Origin of the sequence: Enterobacter vonholyi, from assembly GCF_040834095.1 — a bacterium.
Lineage (GTDB): Bacteria > Pseudomonadota > Gammaproteobacteria > Enterobacterales > Enterobacteriaceae > Enterobacter > Enterobacter vonholyi.
Map to the genome: position 1 here is coordinate 3009543 of NZ_CP162152.1, position 22729 is coordinate 3032271.

20 protein-coding genes and 1 pseudogene are annotated in these 22729 nt (G+C 49.4%); 15 read left to right on the forward strand and 6 right to left on the reverse strand.

Annotated features, from left to right (window positions below; all coding sequences use genetic code 11):
• Positions 1 to 90 precede the first annotated feature (90 nt).
• Positions 91 to 1260: a hypothetical protein gene (locus AB3N39_RS14150; protein ID WP_090419466.1), complete on the reverse strand. Its 1170-nt coding sequence runs from the start codon at positions 1258 to 1260 to the stop codon at positions 91 to 93.
• A 1114-nt stretch (positions 1261 to 2374) separates the two neighbouring features.
• On the opposite strand from AB3N39_RS14150, the gene AB3N39_RS14155 reads away from it, so the two are divergent.
• The 4 genes from AB3N39_RS14155 to AB3N39_RS14170 are packed head-to-tail and all read left to right on the forward strand — an operon-like array spanning position 2375 to position 5673.
• Positions 2375 to 2734 (forward strand): hypothetical protein, encoded by a 360-nt coding sequence (locus AB3N39_RS14155; protein ID WP_095441356.1) that lies wholly within the window; start codon positions 2375 to 2377, stop codon positions 2732 to 2734.
• Positions 2731 to 3273, forward strand: coding sequence for an ABC-three component system protein (locus AB3N39_RS14160; RefSeq protein WP_072061320.1), 543 nt, complete (start codon positions 2731 to 2733; stop codon positions 3271 to 3273). The genes AB3N39_RS14155 and AB3N39_RS14160 overlap by 4 nt, the downstream gene beginning before the upstream one ends.
• Complete coding sequence (locus AB3N39_RS14165; RefSeq protein ID WP_048224162.1) at positions 3267 to 3788, forward strand: ABC-three component system middle component 5; 522 nt, start codon at positions 3267 to 3269, stop codon at positions 3786 to 3788. The genes AB3N39_RS14160 and AB3N39_RS14165 overlap by 7 nt, the downstream gene beginning before the upstream one ends.
• On the forward strand, positions 3781 to 5673 hold the full coding sequence (locus AB3N39_RS14170) for an ATP-binding protein (protein ID WP_095441355.1): 1893 nt from the start codon (positions 3781 to 3783) through the stop codon (positions 5671 to 5673). Before AB3N39_RS14165 ends, AB3N39_RS14170 begins: the two co-directional genes overlap by 8 nt.
• A gap of 242 nt (positions 5674 to 5915) precedes the next feature.
• On the opposite strand, the gene AB3N39_RS14175 is transcribed toward AB3N39_RS14170, so the two are convergent.
• Both AB3N39_RS14175 and AB3N39_RS14180 read right to left on the reverse strand, forming a co-directional pair.
• On the reverse strand, positions 5916 to 6605 hold the full coding sequence (locus AB3N39_RS14175; RefSeq protein WP_048224167.1) for an inovirus-type Gp2 protein: 690 nt from the start codon (positions 6603 to 6605) through the stop codon (positions 5916 to 5918).
• Positions 6606 to 6785: 180 nt separating this feature from the next.
• Positions 6786 to 7040, reverse strand: coding sequence for a YkgJ family cysteine cluster protein (locus AB3N39_RS14180; protein WP_071841176.1), 255 nt, complete (start codon positions 7038 to 7040; stop codon positions 6786 to 6788).
• Between the two features lie 237 nt (positions 7041 to 7277).
• On the opposite strand from AB3N39_RS14180, the gene AB3N39_RS14185 reads away from it, so the two are divergent.
• Entirely contained in the window at positions 7278 to 8369 is a 1092-nt protein-coding gene (locus tag AB3N39_RS14185) for a DUF4236 domain-containing protein (protein WP_367896821.1), read from the forward strand.
• A gap of 36 nt (positions 8370 to 8405) precedes the next feature.
• Here AB3N39_RS14185 and AB3N39_RS14190 read toward each other — a convergent pair.
• A pseudogene (locus tag AB3N39_RS14190) lies at positions 8406 to 8489 on the reverse strand (YkgJ family cysteine cluster protein); the annotation flags it as partial.
• A 164-nt stretch (positions 8490 to 8653) separates the two neighbouring features.
• Here AB3N39_RS14190 and yeiP point away from each other — a divergent pair.
• Positions 8654 to 9226 carry an elongation factor P-like protein YeiP gene (gene yeiP / locus AB3N39_RS14195; protein ID WP_008500940.1) on the forward strand — a complete coding sequence of 191 codons (573 nt, stop codon included), beginning with the start codon at positions 8654 to 8656 and terminating at the stop codon, positions 9224 to 9226.
• 116 nt (positions 9227 to 9342) lie between these two features.
• Here yeiP and uxuA read toward each other — a convergent pair whose 3' ends face one another.
• A complete protein-coding gene (gene uxuA, locus AB3N39_RS14200; protein WP_367896822.1) occupies positions 9343 to 10533 on the reverse strand; it encodes a mannonate dehydratase in 1191 nt (396 codons plus the stop codon).
• A 205-nt stretch (positions 10534 to 10738) separates the two neighbouring features.
• On the opposite strand from uxuA, the gene AB3N39_RS14205 reads away from it, so the two are divergent.
• From AB3N39_RS14205 to yejF, 9 genes are all read left to right on the forward strand, one after another.
• Positions 10739 to 12205, forward strand: coding sequence for a mannitol dehydrogenase family protein (locus tag AB3N39_RS14205; protein WP_252093256.1), 1467 nt, complete (start codon positions 10739 to 10741; stop codon positions 12203 to 12205).
• Positions 12206 to 12329: 124 nt separating this feature from the next.
• On the forward strand, positions 12330 to 13316 hold the full coding sequence (locus AB3N39_RS14210; protein ID WP_143345333.1) for a GTP-binding protein: 987 nt from the start codon (positions 12330 to 12332) through the stop codon (positions 13314 to 13316).
• Between the two features lie 33 nt (positions 13317 to 13349).
• On the forward strand, positions 13350 to 14063 hold the full coding sequence (locus AB3N39_RS14215; RefSeq protein ID WP_367896823.1) for a phosphatase PAP2 family protein: 714 nt from the start codon (positions 13350 to 13352) through the stop codon (positions 14061 to 14063).
• Positions 14064 to 14478: 415 nt separating this feature from the next.
• Positions 14479 to 15048 (forward strand): bifunctional murein DD-endopeptidase/murein LD-carboxypeptidase, encoded by a 570-nt coding sequence (mepS, locus tag AB3N39_RS14220; RefSeq protein ID WP_008500946.1) that lies wholly within the window; start codon positions 14479 to 14481, stop codon positions 15046 to 15048.
• A gap of 127 nt (positions 15049 to 15175) precedes the next feature.
• Positions 15176 to 16732: a cyclic di-GMP phosphodiesterase gene (locus AB3N39_RS14225; RefSeq protein ID WP_111965304.1), complete on the forward strand. Its 1557-nt coding sequence runs from the start codon at positions 15176 to 15178 to the stop codon at positions 16730 to 16732.
• A 73-nt stretch (positions 16733 to 16805) separates the two neighbouring features.
• Positions 16806 to 18611 carry an extracellular solute-binding protein gene (locus AB3N39_RS14230; protein ID WP_136195441.1) on the forward strand — a complete coding sequence of 602 codons (1806 nt, stop codon included), beginning with the start codon at positions 16806 to 16808 and terminating at the stop codon, positions 18609 to 18611.
• Between the two features lie 9 nt (positions 18612 to 18620).
• A complete protein-coding gene (locus AB3N39_RS14235; protein ID WP_029740961.1) occupies positions 18621 to 19715 on the forward strand; it encodes a microcin C ABC transporter permease YejB in 1095 nt (364 codons plus the stop codon).
• Positions 19715 to 20740 carry an ABC transporter permease gene (locus AB3N39_RS14240; protein ID WP_136195442.1) on the forward strand — a complete coding sequence of 342 codons (1026 nt, stop codon included), beginning with the start codon at positions 19715 to 19717 and terminating at the stop codon, positions 20738 to 20740. Before AB3N39_RS14235 ends, AB3N39_RS14240 begins: the two co-directional genes overlap by 1 nt.
• Before the next feature lies 1 nt (position 20741).
• On the forward strand, positions 20742 to 22331 hold the full coding sequence (yejF, locus tag AB3N39_RS14245) for a microcin C ABC transporter ATP-binding protein YejF (RefSeq protein ID WP_367896824.1): 1590 nt from the start codon (positions 20742 to 20744) through the stop codon (positions 22329 to 22331).
• Between the two features lie 3 nt (positions 22332 to 22334).
• Here the strand turns inward: yejF and AB3N39_RS14250 are convergent, their stop codons facing one another.
• Positions 22335 to 22679, reverse strand: coding sequence for a YejG family protein (locus AB3N39_RS14250; RefSeq protein ID WP_008500952.1), 345 nt, complete (start codon positions 22677 to 22679; stop codon positions 22335 to 22337).
• Positions 22680 to 22729 lie beyond the last annotated feature (50 nt).

Genomic DNA, 22729 nt, shown 5'->3' on the forward strand with positions numbered 1-22729 from the left:
ATCTGCTCCTGGCACGGAGCGGACTGTCAGATTAAGTCCAGCCCTGGGCCACACCTATGTCAGGTCAAACCTGAGCTAATACAAATAAAGTTATCGTTTGACGGTCGCTGAAAGGATCTCATCCTGTGCCAGTAAAGTAATCACATCTCCGGCGATATCCGGCCTTATGCCAGGCGTTTTGGAAGTCGCATACACCGCAACCGATAATGGACTCCAATTGTGCTTCTCAGCAATACGTTTTACCTCCTCGATAACCTTAAAAGTATCGTTTTCCAAAGCCAGTCCTAAACGAGCTGTATCCAGATACACGCGCTGAACTGCGGAGATATACGCGAGCTTTTTAAGTTCTGCGGTAATAATACGCTGCGCTTCCACACCGATAGAGGAGCCCCCCTCAACGACCCCTGTCAATCCCACAAGCTTACCACCATCACTACGAGTAATGTCATCTTTGTCTATGTTGAGCGGAACTAAGGCATTCAACTCCACATCCTGCTGAAGTAACTCCAGCAGTTCGGGCAAAAGCCCAGTTTTGATGACACCTTTTAACGCGGCTGCTCTTTTAGCCAGGCTAACAGGGGACTGCCCCAACCGAGCCGACATTGAAATAAGGCAACTAGCGATTATGAAAATATCGTTTTCCCCGATTAGTGGGGCACACTCAGCACGAAAGGATTGTTCTTCACGAAGGAGAGGATTTGCTTTTTCAGGCCTCCTAATTTTTGATTTTGGCTGCTTCTTGCTATAGCCACGCAAAGCATCCTGTGCGCTTCGGGTTAGAATGCTGATACTTTTAATGAGCCCCTCATTATCCTTGAGGTTGGCAATCATTTGCTGCATATTCTCGAGCCTGCCAAGCATCTCGGGAACAGCTTTGCCCGCAGCGATCTTCTCGCTGATATCATTAAGACTTCTAAGAACACCAGTAACAAGCTGCGAGGATGCAGGAACCGAGGCATTCAGTTGATGGCTTTTTTTGATTTCTTTTTCCATCAACTGGATTACCTGCTTCCAGTCGGTTTGTACACCAGCTTTAAGGGTCCCAAGATTAAGAATAGCAGTTCGAAGACTTTCGCATTTATCTAACGGAATAGGTTCACCATTCTGTTTACCTGTTTTCAGCCAGTTAACTAAGGATACGAAGTCAGCTTTAGCCGTCGCAACAAGTCCATTGATAACACGCTGCCTCGCTTCAAGCGTAAAGTGATTCGTTTTCGGCACTGGCAGACGATCATTTTTGTGCGCTATTGGTCTCTTCATAACGGATATCTCAGCTTGGCTCCATCAACGATAAATCCCATCTGGGTTCCTCACAGCCCCCTATCTTCTTACATATCATGTTTTAAGATAGTGATACCCGCTGCACCTTCAAAATATTGTTATATTTTGATCGCACAGATGGTTGTTCAACTTCCGCTTCTGTCACAGGGCGGAAGTGTCAAAATGGGAGAGGATCTGTGCCAAAGCTGTGTCAGGCCAAATCAAATATTTTATCTTCGATTCTGACCGGACAATGAACATTGAACAAAACGTTCTAAGGGTTGCGAAAATCGTTTCAAACGCTGAAGTTATATCCTGAATGGCGAGCGAAGCGAGTTCCGTCAAGCGAAGCGAAGACGGATAGTTAATGCTGGTTAAAAAACATACGGAAATGTACTGTTTTCTCTATATATAAAATATAAATATTATAAACAGTACATCGTACACAGACACTCACTTCGTTCGTGTCCCTCGCTTCGCGAGGAATTTTGAAGTGATGTATGAATCTATCAGCATAGCAACTATAGTTGAACTATCATGCATCTGACCGAAGCATAAAGTTAACCAGTTACAAATCATGCCTTAAAACGCTCTGAGCGAGGCTGTAAGCGATTTTTATGATATGGCTGATACGATTTGATACCTTGCAAAGAAAAACGCTCTACGGGCTTCCTATGCGATATTTACGAATCCAGTGCTTTACGACTCAACTTTGATGTTGAGTATAAGCGCGTTCCCTTCCCTGTTTGCAACTTCCTGCGTTCTTTTGCTAGGTAAGAAAGCCAGAATATCGGACCTGCGAGTGTTGTAGGATTAGCACGATGTACGACGTAATGATCGGGATAGTACTGCGTAGCTTTGGGCACGTTTACCATCATTGCTCTGTCTGTCCATTACTATAGTAAGCATTGACAATGCTGCTTGGGCGATGAGCAAAGTCTAAGACTATCAGATCGATTCCTATTTAGTATTCTATCTATCTTTCATTCGATAACCCATTGAAAAACATAAAATAACCTATAGCATATCTTGATTGATTTTTTATGGATTTTAGACTTAGTTAATGGTAAATTGTCAATACTTTCAATGTGCTAACTATAGTATAGGGAAATTTATGAGCGATTTTTGGAGTAAATCAATAAAAAAAGTTGGTCTTCCCGGGCTCGTACTTTACGTTTTTTATTTTGTTATTGATAAAATCTTCGACGAAAAAATAACAGATTTTTTAGGAATTAATAGGTTCTTCATTTTAATCCTAATCATTCTTGTTCTCTTGGCTATATTCTTCATTTATTCTACATTAAAAACAGCAAAAACCAATCCTACAGTTGAAAATGATGACACCCGTCCTCTAGATGCTACTAATAATGAGACCAAGGCAGAGCTGCCGTCATCAACACCTCCCCATGTGAAAATCCAGACCGTTGAATATAAAGATAATGCAAGACATGAGGGAGATAACAATTTCTCATGACTATATCTCAAGTTAAATATCAAGACGGCGCATCGCATGACGGCGACAACAATTTTTATACACTGTCGAGTTTAGAATCGACCATTGATCAGGTTAAAAAGTCCTGTTTAGGCCATGACGAATTAATATCCATAATGGAAGATTTAGCAGAGTATCTAGATGATTATCCAGGAAGAGAGATCATTGGACTGGAAGGTAAACTTTTACGCGGTGACAGATCTGACTTAGTGGAAAGAGCAACTAGGCTAAAAAATAAATTTGCTCGGAGAGTTGCTAAAGATCAAATGTCTCTGGTTGAACAAACAGTATACATTCAGATTCTTTCCGCCATTTGTTCGAGCTGGCATCAGTGTATTTATCCAGCAATAATGAGTGGTCAAAGTAAAGTAGAAATCGATAGACTAGTTAATATTGAAATAATTCAACCAGTGCATAAAGCTATTGTTCGTTACGATAGCTTGATTACTACTGAGTTGGTATCAGGAATGCTTTATTTTTTGACTGGCTTATGTCATGTATCGTGGGGGATTAAATGTTAATATATCACCCAATATTCGATACCAGCCATTGCGTCTATAGATCGTTGCTTTTATTAGAAGAGCAAAATGACTGTGAAATTGATATTGAACTATTCAGGCTAATGGACTTTTATGTACTTTTCCCTAGTCTTTTAAAACTCATAAAACCATTTCCGAATGAATTAAGACGTTATAAAAAAGCAATACAAAAGATAAGTGAACCTTACGAGAACATTCAGAATCCTAATCGGATTTTCATTGAACTAAGACGAATTCAATCTATCGCGTTCCATCATCTTTTGTCCAAGAATTTAATTGATATGGAAAGTTATACAAATGGAAAGATAAAAAGGACTAAAACTGTTTTACCTGAAGATTTAAAACATTCTTTGAGCGAAGTTTCTTACAGGAAGAGTGAATGGTTTGCCCTAATATCCAAAGGGTTCCAGCAAATTGAATTTTACGGCTCCAACGGACTAAAAAAAAGAACAGGTCTTATGGAATATAGATATGACGAGGTAGATACAAATGATTAAGCCTCATTTGATTGTTGAAAGATTCGCTGTATCCAGGAACGGCATTTTTGTGTATGACCAAGAATTCCACAAAGGCGTTAATATAATAAGAGGTTGGAATGGGACGGGCAAATCAACGATTGTAGATTTATTGTCTTATGCTTTAGGTTCAGTTATAACTGACTGGACTCAACATCAATCATATTGTGATAAAGTATTTGCTCAAGTTTCACTCAACGGAATTAGGGTCACATTAAAAAGAGATATTGTTGAAAACGGACTGTCAAAGATGTACTTGCATGAAGGTACTATTGACTCATCCATCAAACTCAATGCTCACTGGACAGGTTATCCTTATCGCAGAAGTGATACATTACATAGCTTTTCTCAGCAGCTTTTTGAGCTTTTGAGTCTTCCAAGACATAAAACTGATGATGACCGAAATTTAACTCTCCATCAGATAATGCGATTGATGTACGTTGACCAATTATCAGCAACAACCAAGCTTTTAAAAGAAGAGAAGAACTTTGATAATCCTAACTTAAGAAGAGCTATTGGTGAATACCTTCTTGGCATTGATGACTTAGAAGCTCACAACTTAAGACAAGAACTGTTATCAGAAACAAAACGTTTCGAAAAATTCAATTCAGAAGCAAATTCAATATTTAAGATAATTGGCGGAAATGATGTAAAAGTAAGTGAACATTCATTAAATCAGCGCATTGAAAAATACTCACTTGAACTTGATAAACTTAATGAAGAGATGCAAACGTTGCTTTCTGGTGGAAACACGGATGATAGCAGCGAAGACAAATCCGTTTTAGCAAAATTACAAAATGAAAATCTTGAGTTGATATCTTTCCGATTCAAAATACAGGAAGAAATTATTTCTTTATCAAAAGAAATGAGCGACACGAAACTTTTCTTAATTTCACTAGAATCAAGGAAAGATGCACTATTACATTCTAAGTCCGTTAATAATTCACTTGGTAGTATTGAATTCAAATATTGCCCCTCATGTTTAAATCATATTGAGATAAGCACCGATTTAGAAAGCTGTGGATTATGCAAAAGTAAAAATAGCAAAAACTCGTCTGATGATGCTTATGTCAAACAACTCAACAACCTGAACTTTCAAATAAAAGAAAGCAGTCAAGTTATTGCAAGTCTTGAAAGTGAGATCAGAGACCTTAATGTTAATCTAGAAAAGACAAGCTTAAAAATAAATGAGCTATCTCGTAGCCTTAAGACTTTCTCATTGATTCCATCCGAAAAAGAAAGCTTGATTATTGAAATTGGGAAAAGCATCGGATTTATTGAGGGAGCCATTCTTTCTCTTGAAGAAAACAGAGGTGGCATTTCTAAAATAAATGCTCTCTTACTGGAGAAGCAACAAGCCCAAAAAAGAATTTTGGAAATTAAAGATAAACTTGCTTCATTAGACAAACTTCAAGCAGAAAGACAAGTGGCTGTATACTCCGATATAGAGCAAATAACCAAAAGACTGTTAATATCAGATGGTGGCAACGAGCCTGCATTCGATAACCCTGGCGATGTTATTATTGACTTTGCTCGAGACAGAATGTATTTGGACGGCATGAGTAAATTTTCCGCCAGTTCAATGGTTATTTTCAAAAACAGTATTCGGCTTGCTATCTTCCTCCACTGCGTTGACGATCCAGAGTCACGCCTACCTAATTTCATTATTATGGATAATATTGAAGATAAAGGAATGGTTGATGCACGAAGCCATAATTTCCAACACGTTATAATTAATGAATGCCAAAATTTACATGATGAGTATCAGTTAATATTTACAACATCCATGATATCTCCAGAGTTAAACGACACTTCATATTGTGTTGGCCCTTATTATCCTAAAGGCACTCACACACTTAATCTATAAATACATGTAAACCCGGAAATATTTCTCTCATAAAGCAATTTTCCGGGTTTCATCTATCTTTGTAGCAGATTCTAGAGCGCGTAATTAGTTTGTTACCGAATCTATACCAAGAGAGCTCCATACCCCCTCAAAAAAGCCTTGAATACCACTACGGAGAACTTTTAGGTGAAAACCAATAAAATGTATTCACATCCCATAAAAACGGCTCTTAAAGCGATACAGGAAAGATTTGACTGTCTTTGTTAATTTCCCGCTTTCATTCTGAGCTTGGATGTTGAAAAGATCCTGTGCCCTTCTCCAGATGAAAATTTACCGCTGTTTTTCGCAAGGTACGAAATACGCTCAACAAAATCAGCAAGGGAATCATGATGACCCCTTACGATAGAGTATCGGCCATTCTCAGCTAAATGCACACGGCTGGTATCGTCTGTCAATTCATTCCAAAGCTCACTTATCAACCCAATCATGCCTGTGTTACCAAAGCCAGCGGTTTGAACTTGGAAATGAGGTAATGCTATCCAGCAGTGGTAATGAACCTGCATAGCCCTTTCCTTTTCTCGAACCCAACCGTAAGCAAATTTTTTTATTGGTTGTCCATTCCACGCCTTCTTTTTAAAGCGCCCTCTCAATCGTTCAAAAAGATCACTCACTAATCCATTACTTTCCGAAACAGGCATTCCCTCCGGTACTGACAAATCGAACCGGAAAGCAAAAACCTTGCTGTAGTGCGATTGCATTGCATGGATCTGCTTAATGAACGCATCAATGATTTCTTTTCTGATCGGATGATAACCCTTCTTCATCGAATCATAGTTCAAACGGTATACAAGCCCATCAAGTACATATTCAGAGCTATGGATAAGTGAGTAACGACCATCATCACGATGATTGGTTATTTTTTGAACAGCAGGGAAAGGCAGATCTATGGACATACAACTAACACCACATAGCAGATATTAATAATAACCAGTATGAGGGAGAGACTCTTGGGGAGGACCAAGCCCAACAGCTACTGGCATAAATGCGGTGTTAGTAGATAAATAGAAACTCTGAAAAGTTTCCACAGTAAATTTCTTTCACTATACACCACAAAATTATTTATGGCAACGATTTTATGGTGAGGTTAGTTTTTCAAGATGGATCAAGTAAGCCATAGCCTCTTCGCGATTTTTATGGCACATATCGAGTGAAGGGCGCAGACTGCTACACACCGTGGGGCGGTGGATTGACCCAAAGATGTTGCATAGATTATCTTCCGATAACTGTACACATCTTACATTTGCTGGCTTTCCCTGTGGCATCCCTGGGATTGGAGATGAGATGGAAGGAGCAATACAACAAGCCCCACAATCGCTACGACAGTCCATTTAGCCTTCTGTTCAAAATTTAGCTCAATCGTCAACAATAACAGAAAGACACTTCCACAGACAGGTCACTGTTTAGAGGCAACTAAATCAAAATGGGAAATGCTTACTAACCAATTGAAAAATATAAAAATACGCAGTGCTGTCTTTAAGGCATCTAGCCTCATCATTTTCTGATGTAGAATTTGTTAGGATTTTCGTTGACTCACATTCTCATGCTACCTATTACATGGAGTTACTATGGGCATTTACGTTAGGAAAAGCATTCGCGTTGGACCGATAAGATTCAACCTATCCAAATCTGGAGTCGGCGCATCTATTGGCATAAAAGGGCTGAGATTCGGTACTGGTCCAAGAGGAAATTACATCCATGTTGGTGCTGGCGGAGTCTATTATCGTGCTTCGCTTTCACCAAGCATGATCCCAGAGAACGGTAAAAAGGTCCAACGTGTACCTAATGAATCCCCAATAGAACATGACACTACACATGCACCTCTCGAGGAAATCGAGTCATCCCATATCTCGGAAATCGTTGATTCAAGTTCCCGAGAACTGCTTGAAGAGTTGAACAACAAACATAAGAAGTCACAAATATGGCCCTTGGTCATGTGCCTTTCGATTGCGCTGTTACTTTACGGTTTTTCACAGACATGGCCTGAGTGGTGCCTCGCTATAGGCTTTATCGTAGGGGTAGCAATCTCTGTTTTTGCTTACATGTACGATCAGCTAAGAAAGACTACTGTTCTTTTTTATGACTTTGATGATCAAATGATGGCATGTTACCAGCAACTTCATGATAGTGGAGCCAAGCTCGCAAGCTGCTCAAAAGTATGGCATATAGAAGCTTCTGGAGCCGTTTATGACCCCAAGTATCATGCCGGAGCTGGTAACTTACTACGCAGAAAAGTCACCTCAATCAGCAAATCAAAGCCTCCCTTTGTTAAAACAAATATTGAGACGATTGCTATCAATGTCGGTCGCCAAACATTGCATTTTTTTCCAGATAGAGTACTGGTTTATGACCGTGAAGGTGTAGGCGCTGTTGGTTATAACCAGCTATTCGTTAATGTAGGTGATAGTCGATTCATTGAGAGCGAAGGTGTACCTGGAGATGCCATAGTCGTTGGCAGGACATGGAAGTATGTGAACAAGTCTGGAGGCCCAGACAGAAGATTTAAAGACAATTCAGAACTTCCTATATGTCTTTATGAAAACCTTTCGTTTACAAGTCATTCTGGACTAAATGAGTTATTACAACTGTCTAAAACTGGCTATGGAGAAAGCTTTTCACATTCAATTGAAACACTTAGCAAAAAAGTCATTTCTGCTTAGCTATGTCATTTTTTATACTGAGAATAATTGACTGTTAGGCTTGCCCTCGGGCATTCCAGGAATGGGGCTTGAAATGGACGGTGCAGTACAGCACGCGCCACAATCGGGACGGCAATCCATAAATGCTCTCTTTCGCTGACGATGGCCCGCGTAGTCGGGCATCGCGCGCACAGTAACACCTTTTGCGTATTGATAGCAAAAGCCACGAATTCCACTTGCCTGAAAGGCCGCGCGCGAGTAATTTGGCGCGATATTTTTTACCTCCCGTAAACAGGATTACTGCAATGCCAAGAGCGAACGAAATTAAGAAAGGTATGGTGCTGAATTACAACGGCAAACTGCTGATTGTGAAAGATATCGACATTCAGGCACCAAGCGCCCGTGGTGCAGCAACGCTGTATAAAATGCGTTTCGCCGATGTGCGTACCGGCCTCAAAGTGGAAGAACGCTTCAAAGGTGACGATATTGTCGATACCGTGACCCTGACCCGTCGCTATGTTGATTTCTCCTACATCGACGGCAACGAATACGTGTTCATGGACAAAGAAGATTACACCCCGTACATCTTCACCAAAGATCAGATTGAAGAAGAGCTGCTGTTCATTCCTGAAGGCGGTATGCCTGACATGCAGGTTCTGACCTGGGATGGCGTGCTGCTGGCGCTGGAACTGCCTCAGACCGTCGATCTGGAAATCGTTGAAACGGCACCCGGCATCAAAGGCGCATCCGCCAGTGCCCGCAACAAACCGGCTACCCTGACGACCGGCCTGGTGGTGCAGGTGCCGGAATACCTCTCCGCTGGCGAGAAGATCCGCATCCATATCGAAGAAAAACGCTATATGGGTCGCGCTGACTGATTGCGGCGTTTGTCGGATGGCGGCTTCGCCTTACCCGACCTACAAAACAAAAAAACCGGCTCTCAGGCCGGTTTTTTTGTAGGCCCGGTAAGCGTAGCGCCACCGGGCAACAGAGCTTACAGAAGCTCCGGATACTTCGTCATCTTCAGCGCCAGCTCAACGCCACGCACTTCCGCCATCCCTTTAAGACGGCCAATCGCAGAATAGCCTGGGTTGGTTTTCTTACGCAGATCGTCCAGCATCTGGTGGCCGTGGTCTGGACGGAACGGAATAGGACGCACATCGCCAATCTGCTTGCGACGCGCCTCTTCGGCCAGAACGGCGTCTACCACCGCCACCATATTCACATCGCCGCCCAGGTGAGCCGCCTCGTGGAAGGTTTTTGGGTTCTCTTCACGGCAGGTCGCGCGCAGATGCGTAAAATGAATGCGGTCGCCGAAGGTTTCAATCATCCGCACCAGATCGTTATCTGCCCGCACGCCGTAGGAGCCGGTACACATGGTGAAGCCGTTATAGATGCTGTCGACCGTCTCTTTCAGCCACTGCATATCTTCAATTGTGGAAACAATGCGCGGCAGGCCGAGAATGGGACGCGGTGGATCGTCCGGGTGCACGGCCAGGCGAACCCCGACCTCTTCCGCAACCGGCACGATAGCGCGCAGGAAATACGCCATGTTTTCACGCAGCTGGTGCTTATCAATATTGCCGTATTCCGCCAGGCGGGCGCGGAACTGATCCAGCGTATACCCCTCTTCGGCACCCGGCAGGCCCGCAATAATATTACGGGTCAGCTTTTCGATGTCCGCGTCGCTGGCTGCATTGATCCATTCGAGTGCCTGCTGCTGCTCTTCCACGCTGTAATCCGCTTCAGCGCCAGGCCGTTTCAGGATGTGCAACTCGAACGCTGCAAAGGCAATCTGATCGAAACGCAGCGCTTTTGAGCCGTCCGGCATCTGATATTCGAGGTCGGTTCGCGTCCAGTCGAGGATGGGCATGAAGTTATAGCAAACCGTATCAATACCGCAGGCCGCGAGGTTACGAATGCTCTGCTGATAGTTAGCAATCCAGGTCTGATACTCCCCGGAATGGGTTTTGATATCTTCATGAACAGGAATGCTTTCCACCACAGACCAGGTTAATCCCTTCTCCGCCAGCAGCGCCTGACGCGTCTGTATTTCCTCTACCGGCCAGACCTGACCGTTAGGAATATGATGCAGCGCCGTGACGACACCCGTTGCGCCAGCCTGACGCACATCATCAAGAGAAACCGGATCGTTCGGCCCGTACCAACGCCAGGTTTGTTCCATTGCCTCACCCTCTTAAGTTGTTATACCAATATGCGTTACTGCAATGACGACTACCATACATGTTTGCCGTAAAGGGTCAATACACCGCCACACATTGATTGATCAAACTCACATAACGGGGATATTTACGGCTCACCAATTTTATTTGCTGTCATATAACTTTACACTGGCATTGTTAATTAATGGTTAATCAGGTGTGTATCTCATGAAGACAATTGCCTCTACCGTCCTTCCTGCCGGGGTTCAGCAACCTCGCTACGATCGCCAGTCATTACGCTCCCGCATCGTTCACTTTGGCTTTGGCGCGTTTCACCGTGCGCACCAGGCCTTGTTAACAAATAGGGTGCTGAATGAAAAAGGCGGCGACTGGGGGATTTGTGAGATTAGCCTGTTCAGCGGCGACGCGCTGATGAGCCAGCTGCGCGCGCAGGAGCATCTGTTCACCGTGCTGGAGAAAGGGGCTGAAGGAAATGAGGCGATTATCGTCGGCGCCGTCCATGAGTGCCTGAACGCAAAGCTGGACTCCCTGCCCGCCATTATTGAGAAATTTTGCGAGCCTCAGGTCGCGATTGTATCGCTCACCATCACGGAAAAAGGCTATTGCATCGATCCCGCGACCGGAAAACTCGATCTGAATAACCCCCGGATCGTCCACGACCTTGAAAACCCCTCAGAGCCACATTCTGCCCCAGGGATCCTGGTCGAAGCGCTCCACCGCCGCCGCGAGCGCGGTTTGCCTGCGTTTACCGTGCTCTCCTGCGACAACATCCCGGATAACGGGCACGTGGTCAAAAACGCGGTGCTGGGCATGGCGCAAAAGCGTTCCGCGGCGCTGTCTGAATGGATTGATAGCCACGTGAGCTTCCCGGGAACGATGGTTGACAGAATTGTTCCCGCCGCGACGGAAGCATCGCTTGCGGAAATCACCGACGCGCTCGGCGTTGAAGATCCGTGCGCCATCAGCTGCGAACCGTTTATTCAGTGGGTGGTGGAAGATAATTTTGTCGCAGGCCGTCCCGAGTGGGAAGTGGCGGGTGTCCAGATGGTGCAGGATGTTCTGCCGTGGGAGCAGATGAAATTACGCATGCTCAACGGCAGCCACTCTTTCCTGGCGTATCTGGGGTACCTCGCGGGCTACGCGCATATTAATGAATGCATGGAGGACGCGGCGTTCCGTGAAGCCGCCCGTCGGCTGATGCTGAACGAGCAGGCCCCCACGTTACGGATTAAGGATGTCGATTTCACCGCCTACGCCGATAGCCTAATTGAACGCTTTGCCAACCCGGCCCTCCAGCATCGGACCTGGCAAATCGCGATGGACGGTAGCCAGAAGCTGCCCCAGAGAATGCTTGACGGGACCCGCGTTCATCTTGAGCGAAATACGCCGTGGCCGCTGCTGGCTCTGGGCGTGGCCGGCTGGATACGCTACGTCAGCGGTATCGACGACCGTGGCAATGCGATTGACGTTCGCGATCCCCTCAGCGATAAAATCCGCGCCATCGTCAACGCCAGCAGCGACGCCGACCGCGTTAACGCGCTGCTGGGGCTGAGTGAGGTCTTTGGTCACGATCTCGCACAAAACAGCGTCTTTGTGGAGACTGTCCGCCAGGCATACCAGCGCATTATCCGCAACGGCGCACGTCAGGCTGTTATCGAAACGTTAAATATTTAACGATTACTGCGCTTAACGCGAACGGATGAGGCCTCCGTTCGCCCTTCCCCTTCTCACAGGTCACGTTTTTCGCCAGGATAGAGAGAATAGTGTTATAGCATCACAATTCTGATCTGGAGCGCACGTGACCAAAACCAACCTCATCACCGGTTTTCTCGGCAGCGGTAAAACCACCTCAATTCTCCACCTGCTGGCGAATAAAGATCCGGCCGAGAAGTGGGCCGTGCTGGTCAATGAATTTGGCGAGGTGGGCATTGACGGCGCGTTGCTGTCATCCAGCGGCGCGATGATTAAAGAGATCCCCGGCGGATGCATGTGCTGCGTCAATGGCCTGCCTATGCAGGTCGGCCTCAATACCCTGCTGCGTCAGGGCAAACCTGACCGCCTGCTGATTGAACCTACCGGGCTGGGTCACCCTAAGCAAATCCTCGATTTACTGACCGCCCCGGTTTACGAGCCGTGGATCGATTTGCGCGCCACCCTGTGCCTGCTCGATCCGCGTCAGCTTCTGGATGACAAGGCGGTGGCTAATGAGAACTTCCGCGATCAGCTCGCCTCCGCTGACGTTATTGTCGCGAATAAAGCAGATCGCGCCACGGCTGAAAGCCAGGCTGCGCTGGATGCGTGGTGGCAACATTTTGGCGGCAATCGCACACGGGTGCAGACCACCCAGGGGAATATTGATAGCGCCCTGCTTAACCTGCCTCGTCTGAACCGCACCGAGCTGCCCGCCAGCGCGGAGCATTCGCACAGTCATCCGGTTAAACAGGGTCTGGCAGCCCTGAGTCTGCCGGAACACCAGCGCTGGCGTCGTAATCTGAATAGCGGCCAGGGATATCAGGCCTGCGGATGGATTTTTGATGCTGAAACCGTTTTTGACACCATCGGGATCCTGGAGTGGGCCCGTCTTGCGCCCGTCGATCGCGTGAAAGGGATCATGCGCACCCCGGACGGACTGGTGCGGATCAACCGCCAGGGCGACGATTTCTTTATTGAAACGCAAAACGTGGCGCCGCCTGACAGCCGTATAGAGTTAATTAGTGCGGTTAACGCCGACTGGAATGCCCTCCAGTCCAGTCTGTTGAGGATTCGTTTAAGTTCGGGCGGCTAACGTTGCCCCAGTTTTCACTCTATGCAGAACGTTATGACAACTCGATTTCCCCTGATATTACTGCTTAATGTCGCCGGTCTGGCGCTTTTCTTCTCCTGGTATATCCCGGCAGATCATGGTTTCTGGTTCCCGCTGGATTCTGCCATTTTTCACTTCTTCAATCAGGAGCTGGTGAAGAGCAACGCGTTCCTGTGGCTGGTGGCAATTACCAACAACCGCGCCTTTGACGGCTTCTCGCTGCTGGCGATGGGCTGCCTGATGCTCTCTTTCTGGCTGAAAGAGGACAAAGCCGTGCGTCGGCGTATTCTGATTATCGGTCTGGTGATGCTGCTGTTTGCTGTCGTCATTAACCAGCTGGCCACCGCGATTATTCCGGTTAAGCGTTCCAGCCCAACGCTCTTTTTCACCGATATCTATCGCGTCAGCGAGCTGCTGCATATTCCAACAAAAGATGCGTCGAAGGACAGTTTCCCTGGCGATCACGGCATGATGCTGCTTATTTTTTCCTCAATTATGCTTCGCTATTTCGGCAGAAAAGCGTTTGCCATAGCCCTGATTATTTTTGTGGTTTTTGCCTTCCCGCGCGTAATGATTGGCGCTCACTGGTTCACCGATATTGCCGTCGGTTCGCTCTCCGTTGCGCTGATTGCGCTGCCGTGGTGTTTGATGACCCCACTGAGCGACAGGATAATAGCGCTGTTCGATCGCTATCTTCCCGGCAGAGCGCAACAACAATTAAACAAATAACTAACCTAAATTAACGTGAGCTATCAGGGATCGACATGATCCCCGATAGCCTTTCCGCCACGATCTTTTCCCAGCGTCATATTCTTGTCATCACATTCATGATAAAAATGAAGCAATTGCGCGATAAAGCCTCGGATCTGTCCGCATTTTAAGCAATTACGGATTTTTACTTTCTGTATCACATTTTCTTATAAAAAAAAGGCTTTTTTTTCTCGCAATACCCCAGGCAATCGGTTAATCTCGAACTCGTTTTGCCCCATAGAGATAATTATTTCGCTGGCGAATAATTTTGTGCGCTGTACCACAAATGTGACCAGAAAGAATTGTCTCAATGTGAACAGATAATTAGTCTCGTCACGTTTGGCATTTTTATAACGATATTTGTCGTTAAGGACTTCAAGGGAAAATAAACAAAATGGTCAAATCTCAACCGTTTCTGAGATATATCTTACGGGGAATCCCGGCGATAGCAGTCGCGGTACTGTTGTCTGCATGTAGTACATCGAACACCGCAAAGAATATGCATCCTGAGACGCGTGTTGTGGGAATGGAAGATTCCTCGTCACTGCAAGCCTCTCAGGATGAATTTGAAAATATGGTACGTAATCTGGACGTGAAGTCCCGCATTATGGACCAGTATGCTGACTGGAAAGGCGTGCGTTATCGTCTTGGCGGCAGCACAAAAACAGGTATTGATTGTTCCGGTTTTGTACAGCGTACATTCCGCGAGCAATTTGGGTTAGATCTTCCGCGTTCAACCTATGAACAGCAGGAGATGGGCAAGTCGATTTCACGTACCAAACTGCGCACCGGTGATCTAGTCCTGTTCCGTGCCGGTTCTACAGGTCGCCATGTTGGCATCTACATTGGTAATGACCAGTTCGTACATGCCTCCACCAGCAGCGGTGTCACCATTTCCAGCATGAATGAACCGTACTGGAAGAAGCGCTACAACGAAGCACGCCGCGTACTGACCCGCAGTTAATATGACTATCGTATCGTTGGTTATCCCTTGGCTGGCGATATGATGAAAAAAAGCACTGCTTCGGCAGTGTTTTTTTTTGCCCGTTACACTGAATACATCCAGCGGCATTTCAGGAATTACGACGTCTATGTTCACCCGCTATTTCTCCAGCAATCGCAAGATACTGATCCTCAGCATCATCACAGGCCTGATCGCCGCCCTGCTCCTGGGTTCGTTGCAATTTTTCTGGAGCTACCACAAGCGGGAAGTCAAATTCGACACCCTGATCCACGATGTGAGCATCTATATGGAGAGCTATTTCGATGAGTTAAAAAATTCTATCGATGTGCTCCAGCCGCTCACGTTAAACAATTGCCACGACGTAAATCAGGAACTCACCTCGCGCGCTGCCTTTAGCGTTAACGTTCGCGCATTCCTGCTGGTCAGAGACAAAATGGCGTTCTGCTCTTCTGCTACGGGTCCGATGAATTCCCCGATGGAGGAGCTGATACCTGAGCTGCACATCGACAAACAGATTGATATGGCGTTGCTTCCCGGCACTCCGATGTTGCCCAACAAGCCCGCCATTGCCATCTGGTACCGTAACCCGCTAGTGAAGGACGGCGGCGTATTTACCTCAGTGAATCTCAACCTGACGCCTTACCTGCTCTACACGGCTCGCCAGGACGAATTTGCCGGCATCGCCATCATCATTGGCGATCATGCGCTGTCAACGCGGTCCAGCATGCTGGTCAACGCGCACGATCTTCATGAAACGCCGGCCCGTACCGCAACGCTGAAAGACGTTCCCCTGACCATAAATCTGTATGCGGACGCCTGGACCAGCGATGAAATTCTTTACGCCCTGTTCTTCGGGCTGGTATGCGGCATTTGTGCCGGCTCGCTCAACTACTATATCCTCAGCATTCGCCTCAACCCGGGTAAAGAGATTTTAAGCGCGATTAAGCGCGGCCAGTTTTATGTAGTCTATCAGCCCGTCGTCGATGCTAAATCGCTCCAGATGACCGGGCTGGAAGTACTGATGCGCTGGAAACACCCGACAATGGGGGAAATTCCGCCCGACGCGTTTATCAATTTTGCCGAAGCGCAGAAGCTCATTGTCCCGCTGACGCTGCATCTTTTTGACCTTATCATTCACGATGCTCCCGTGTTACAAACGCTGTTACCTCCGGGCGCAAAGGTGGGCATCAACATCGCGCCGGGGCATCTGCATGCGGAAAGCTTCAAGGACGATATGCGCACCTTCAAAGCGTTACTGCCGCCAGATTACTTCCAGATCGTGCTGGAAATTACCGAGCGCGATATGCTTAACCATCGGGAAGCCAACAGCCTCTTCGAATGGCTGCATAACGAAGGGTTTGAAATCGCCATTGATGATTTTGGTACCGGCCACAGCGCGCTGATTTACCTTGAGCATTTCACCATGGACTACCTCAAGATAGACCGCGGATTTGTTAATGCGATAGGGACTGAGACGGTAACGTCGCCGGTGCTGGATGCCGTTCTGACGCTGGCAAGACGACTGAATATGTCGACCGTCGCCGAAGGGGTAGAGACACCGGAACAGGCCGCCTGGCTGCGCGAACACGGCGTTAATTTCCTGCAGGGATACTGGATTAGCCGCCCGATGCCGCTGGCGCAGTTCCGCGAATGGCGGCCTGATATTTCGGCCGAGGGTGATTAATTTCACATTGCCCGTGACGTCACTTATTATTCAGCTTAACCGAGCCGGTCTGTAAAGAGGGAGCTGCCGCGAGATGCTTATGCGCTTTATGTTGCTGATGTTGGCATTCACGAGCCTGTCCAGCCAGGCGCAAGCCATCAAAGAAAATATCGCCTTCGCGGTGATTGGCGAGCCGAAATACGCGGTCAATTTTACGCACTTCGATTACGTCAACCCTGCCGCGCCGAAGGGCGGAAAGGTCACGCTTTCCGCCACGGGAACCTTCGACAACTTCAACCGCTTCGCCCTGCGCGGCGTGGCGGCCGCGCGGACGGAATCGCTTTACGATACGCTCTTTGTCACCTCTGATGACGAGCCCGGCAGCTACTATCCGCTTATTGCCGAGAACGTGCGTTACGCCGATAACTTCGCCTGGGCGGAGATCTCCCTTAACCCTCGAGCTCGTTTTCATGACGGTACGCCGGTTAAGGCCAGCGACGTTGCGTTCACCTTTCATAAATTTATGACCGAAGGCGTTCCCCAGTTCCGCATCGTGTATAAAGGCGCGTCGGTCAGAGCCATTGCGCCGCTTACCGTGCGCATCGAGCTGAGCGAACCAAATAAAGAGAACATGCTCAGCCTGTTCTCGCTGCCGGTGATGCCGGAATCGTTCTGGAAAAACCACAAGCTGAGCGACCCGCTTTCCACGCCTCCTCTGGCTGGCGGCCCCTACCGCATCACCGACTGGCGCATGGGGCAATATGTCGTCTATTCCCGCGTCAAAGACTACTGGGCAGCCAATCTGCCGGTAAACCGCGGACGCTGGAACTTCGACACCCTTCGCTATGATTACTACCTTGACGATAACGTGGCGTTTGAAGCGTTCAAAGCGGGGGCCTTCGATTTGCGGGTCGAGAGCAGCGCCAAAAACTGGGCGACCCGCTATATCGGCAAAAATTTCGCCAAAGGCTATATCGTCAAAGACGAGCATAAAAATGAGTCTGCGCAAGACACGCGATGGCTGGCGTTTAATATTCAGCGTCCGGTATTTAATGACCGCCGGGTGCGGGAAGCCATCTCCCTGGCCTTTGATTTTGAGTGGATGAACAAAGCGCTGTTTTACGGGGCTTACAGCCGCGCCAACAGCTATTTCCAGAACACGGAATATGCCGCGCGCGATTACCCGAAAGCCGACGAGTTGATTCTGCTGGCCCCCCTTAAAGCAGAGGTACCGCCAGAGGTGTTTACAACGGTGTTTCAGCCGCCTGCTTCAAACGGTGACGGCTACGACCGCGACAATCTGCTCAAAGCCAGCAAGCTGCTGGATGACGCGGGCTGGCATCTGAAGAATCAAAAACGTGTTGATGCCAAAACGGGAAAGCCTCTCAGCTTTGAGCTGCTGCTCTCGTCCGGGGGCAACGACCAGTGGGTGCTGCCGTTTAAGCACAATCTTGAGCGGCTGGGCGTGACCATGAACATTCGCCAGGTGGATAACGCGCAGATCACCAGCCGTATGCGCAGCCGTGATTACGACATGATGCAGCGCCTGTGGCCCGCCCAACCATGGCCCAGCTCGGACCTGCAAATCTCCTGGGCCTCCAGCTACATCGACTCCTCGTACAATGCGCCGGGGGTAAAAAGCCCGGCGATTGACGCGCTGATTGCGAAAATCGTGGCGGCGCAGGGGGATAAAGAAAAGCTCCTGCCGCTCGGGCGCGCCCTCGACAGGGTCTTAACCTGGAACTACTACATGCTGCCGATGTGGTATATGGGCGAAGATCGCCTTGCGCGCTGGGATAAGTTCTCCGTGCCTGCCGTGCGCCCTGTCTACTCCCTGGGCTTTGATACCTGGTGGTATGACGTTAACAAAGCCGCCAGACTTCCCGCTGAGCGGCGATAAGGAATCATCATGGGTGCCTATCTTATCCGTCGTCTTCTGCTGGTCATCCCCACCCTGTGGGCCATCATCACGATTAACTTTTTTATCGTGCAAATTGCTCCCGGCGGCCCGGTCGATCAGGCGATTGCCGCCATTGAATTTGGCAACAGCGGCGGCATGCCCGGCGGCGGCGGTGAAGGCATGGGCGCAAGCCATGCGCGAACCGGCGTAGGGAATATCAGTGAAAGCCATTATCGCGGCGGACGCGGGCTGGATCCGGAAGTGATCGCCGAGATCACCCACCGCTACGGCTTTGACAAACCGATTCACGAGCGCTATTTCAAAATGCTCTGGGATTACATCCGCTTTGATTTTGGCGATAGCCTGTTTCGCAGTGCGTCAGTGTTAACGCTGATCAAGCAAAGCCTGCCGGTTTCGATCACGCTGGGGCTGTGGGGAACGCTGATTATTTATCTGGTCTCTATACCGCTTGGGATCCGCAAAGCGGTGTATAACGGTAGCCGCTTCGATATCTGGAGCAGCACGTTCATTATCATCGGCTATGCCATCCCGGCGTTTCTGTTTGCCGTCCTGCTGATCGTCTTTTTTGCCGGGGGAAGTTATTTTGACCTCTTCCCGCTGCGGGGGCTGGTCTCCGCCGATTTCAGTTCCCTGCCGTGGTATCAGAAAATCACCGACTACCTCTGGCATATCACACTGCCGGTTCTGGCCACGGTCATCGGCGGGTTTGCGGCCCTGACCATGTTGACCAAAAACGCCTTTCTCGATGAAATTCGTAAGCAGTACGTTGTTACTGCCCGCGCCAAGGGCGTGAGCGAGAAGCAGATCATGTGGAAACACGTGTTCCGCAACGCCATGCTGCTGGTAATCGCCGGGTTTCCGGCCACGTTCATCGGCATGTTTTTTACCGGCTCGCTGCTGATAGAGGTCATGTTCTCGCTCAACGGTCTGGGGCTGCTGGGCTATGAGGCTACCGTATCGCGCGATTATCCGGTGATGTTTGGCACACTCTATATTTTCACCCTGATTGGCCTGCTGCTGAATATCATCAGTGATATCAGCTATACGCTGGTCGATCCCCGAATCGATTTTGAGGGCCGCTGATGCCGCGTTTAAGCCCCGTCAATCAGGCCCGCTGGGCCCGTTTTCGCCACAACCGCCGCGGCTACTGGTCGCTGTGGATTTTTGCCGTGCTGTTTGCCTTGAGCATGTGTTCAGAGCTGATCGCCAACGACAAGCCGCTGCTGGTGCATTTTAACGATCGCTGGTACGTGCCGGTCATCGCCAATTACAGCGAAAGCGACTTTGGCGGCCCGTTTGCGACACCGGCGGAATATCAGGATCCGTGGCTTCGCCAGCAGATTGAGCAGCACGGCTGGGCGCTCTGGGCGCCGGTGCGCTTTGGCGCAAACAGTATAAACTTCGCTACCACGACCCCCTTCCCTTCCCCGCCCTCCGCGCAAAACTGGCTGGGAACGGATGCTAACGGCGGCGACGTGCTGGCACGCATCCTGTACGGCACGCGAATATCGCTTCTCTTTGGGCTGATGCTGACGCTCTTCTCCAGCGTGATGGGCGTTGTGGCGGGCGCCGTTCAGGGTTACTACGGCGGGAAAATTGACCTGTGGGGCCAGCGTATCATCGAAGTCTGGTCTGGTATGCCAACGCTGTTTCTGATCATCCTGCTTTCCAGCGTCGTACAGCCCAACTTCTGGTGGCTATTAGGCATCACCGTCCTGTTCGGCTGGATGGCGCTGGTCGGCGTGGTGCGGGCGGAGTTTCTGCGCACCCGCAATTTCGACTATATCCGCGCGGCGCAGGCGCTTGGCGTTAGCGACCGGAGTATCATCTTCCGCCATATGCTGCCCAACGCCGTGGTGGCAACGCTCACCTTCCTGCCGTTTATTCTGTGCAGCTCCATCACCACCCTCACCTCGCTGGATTTTCTCGGTTTCGGGCTACCGCTGGGTTCCCCGTCGCTTGGCGAACTGCTGCTGCAGGGTAAGAACAACCTCCAGGCGCCGTGGTTAGGCATCGCCGCCTTTCTTTCCGTGGCCGTGCTGCTGTCGCTGCTGATTTTTATTGGCGAAGCCGTGCGCGATGCCTTTGATCCGAACAAGGCGGTATAAGATGACCCAGCCTCTTCTGAGTATTGATAACCTGTCGATTGCTTTTTCAAAGCAGGGTGAGACGCACACCGTGGTCAACGATTTATCGCTGCAGATCCAGCCCGGGGAAACGCTGGCCCTGGTGGGTGAGTCGGGTTCAGGCAAGAGCGTTTCGGCGCTCTCCATCCTGCGGCTGCTGCCTTCTCCGCCGGTGAGCTATCCGCAAGGGGACATTCTTTTTCACGGCCGTTCGCTGCTGCATGCCGACGAACATACCCTGCGCGGCATTCGCGGCAACAAAATCGCGATGATCTTCCAGGAGCCGATGGTTTCACTTAACCCTCTGCACAGCCTCGAAAAACAGCTTTATGAAGTGCTCTCCCTGCACCGAGGGATGCGCAAAGAGGCCGCGCGGGGAGAAATTCTGGATTGTCTTGAACGCACAGGCATACGCAATGCGCCCAAACGGCTGAATGATTTTCCGCATCAGCTCTCCGGCGGCGAACGCCAGCGCGTGATGATCGCCATGGCCCTGCTGACGCGCCCCGAACTGTTGATTGCCGACGAGCCCACAACGGCTCTGGACGTGACGGTACAGGCGCAAATACTGACGCTGCTGCGGGATCTGCGTGACGAGCTGAACATGAGCCTGCTGTTTATCACGCACAACCTGAGCATTGTGAGAAAGCTGGCCGACAGCGTCGCGGTGATGCAGAACGGACGCTGTGTTGAACAGAATACGGCGTCCGCGCTGCTGAGCGCACCGCAGCACCCCTATACGCAGCGCCTGCTCGACAGCGAACCCTCCGGCGACCCGGTTCCTCTCGATGCGGACAGCACGCCGCTGCTGCGCGTTGAGGATCTGTCCGTCTCGTTCCCGATCCGCAAAGGTATTCTGCGCCGCATTGTCGATCGCAACCCGGTGCTGAAAAACCTCCGCTTCTCGCTGCGCCCGGGTGAATCCCTGGGTCTGGTGGGCGAATCCGGCTCGGGTAAAAGCACCACCGGTCTGGCGCTGCTGCGCTTAATCGCCTCGCAGGGGGAAATCCTCTTTGACGATATGCCGCTGCACCGCTGGAACCGCCGCCAGATGCTGCCCGTGCGTCCCCGCATGCAGGTGGTGTTTCAGGATCCCAACTCCTCGCTTAACCCACGGCTCAGCGTGTTACAGATTATCGAAGAGGGTCTGCGCGTCCATCAGCCCGGCCTGAGCGCGCAGCAACGCGAGCAGGAGGTCATGCGGGTCATGACCGAAGTGGGTCTAGATCCCGAGACGCGCCACCGCTACCCTGCGGAATTTTCCGGTGGGCAGCGCCAGCGTATCGCCATTGCCCGCGCGCTGATCCTGAAACCGGAGCTGATTATTCTGGATGAACCGACGTCATCGCTGGACAGGACCGTACAGGCGCAGATCCTGGCGCTGCTGAAAGGGTTACAGGAAAAGCACCGGCTGGCCTATATCTTTATCAGCCATGATTTACAGGTGGTGCGGGCGCTATGCCATCAGGTGATTGTGTTGCGTCAGGGAGAGGTGGTCGAGCAGGGTGATTGCCAGCGCGTATTTAGCGCGCCAACGCAGCGCTACACGCGCCAGCTGTTGTCGTCAGACTAGCGCTCAGAATGGATACTGGCCGGAGAAAGGCTCTGCAATAGCAACGCCAAAATTTTTCAGGCGGCAGGTAGCAGCAAACTCGTCCTGGCTTTTCACAAACAGGCACGGCTCACCTTCGCACTCCAGCACGGAGCTGTCCACTTCGATATCCGTCAGGGCCTGACTGAGACGCTCCATCACCCGCCAGGCATTTTCGTCGCTCGGGCTCAGCAGCTTGAGCGCCACCAGGCAATTTTCACAGCCCGCGACGTTTTGCGGAATCGGTTCAACTTTCGAACCAGCAAAACCCGCCGACCAGCGATAGCTCTGGGGCAAGCGATGGACAATAGAAAGTTGTAATGTATTCACGTTCGTTCCCCGGAAGCAAAATTTACTTCACAATTTATTTACATTTATAG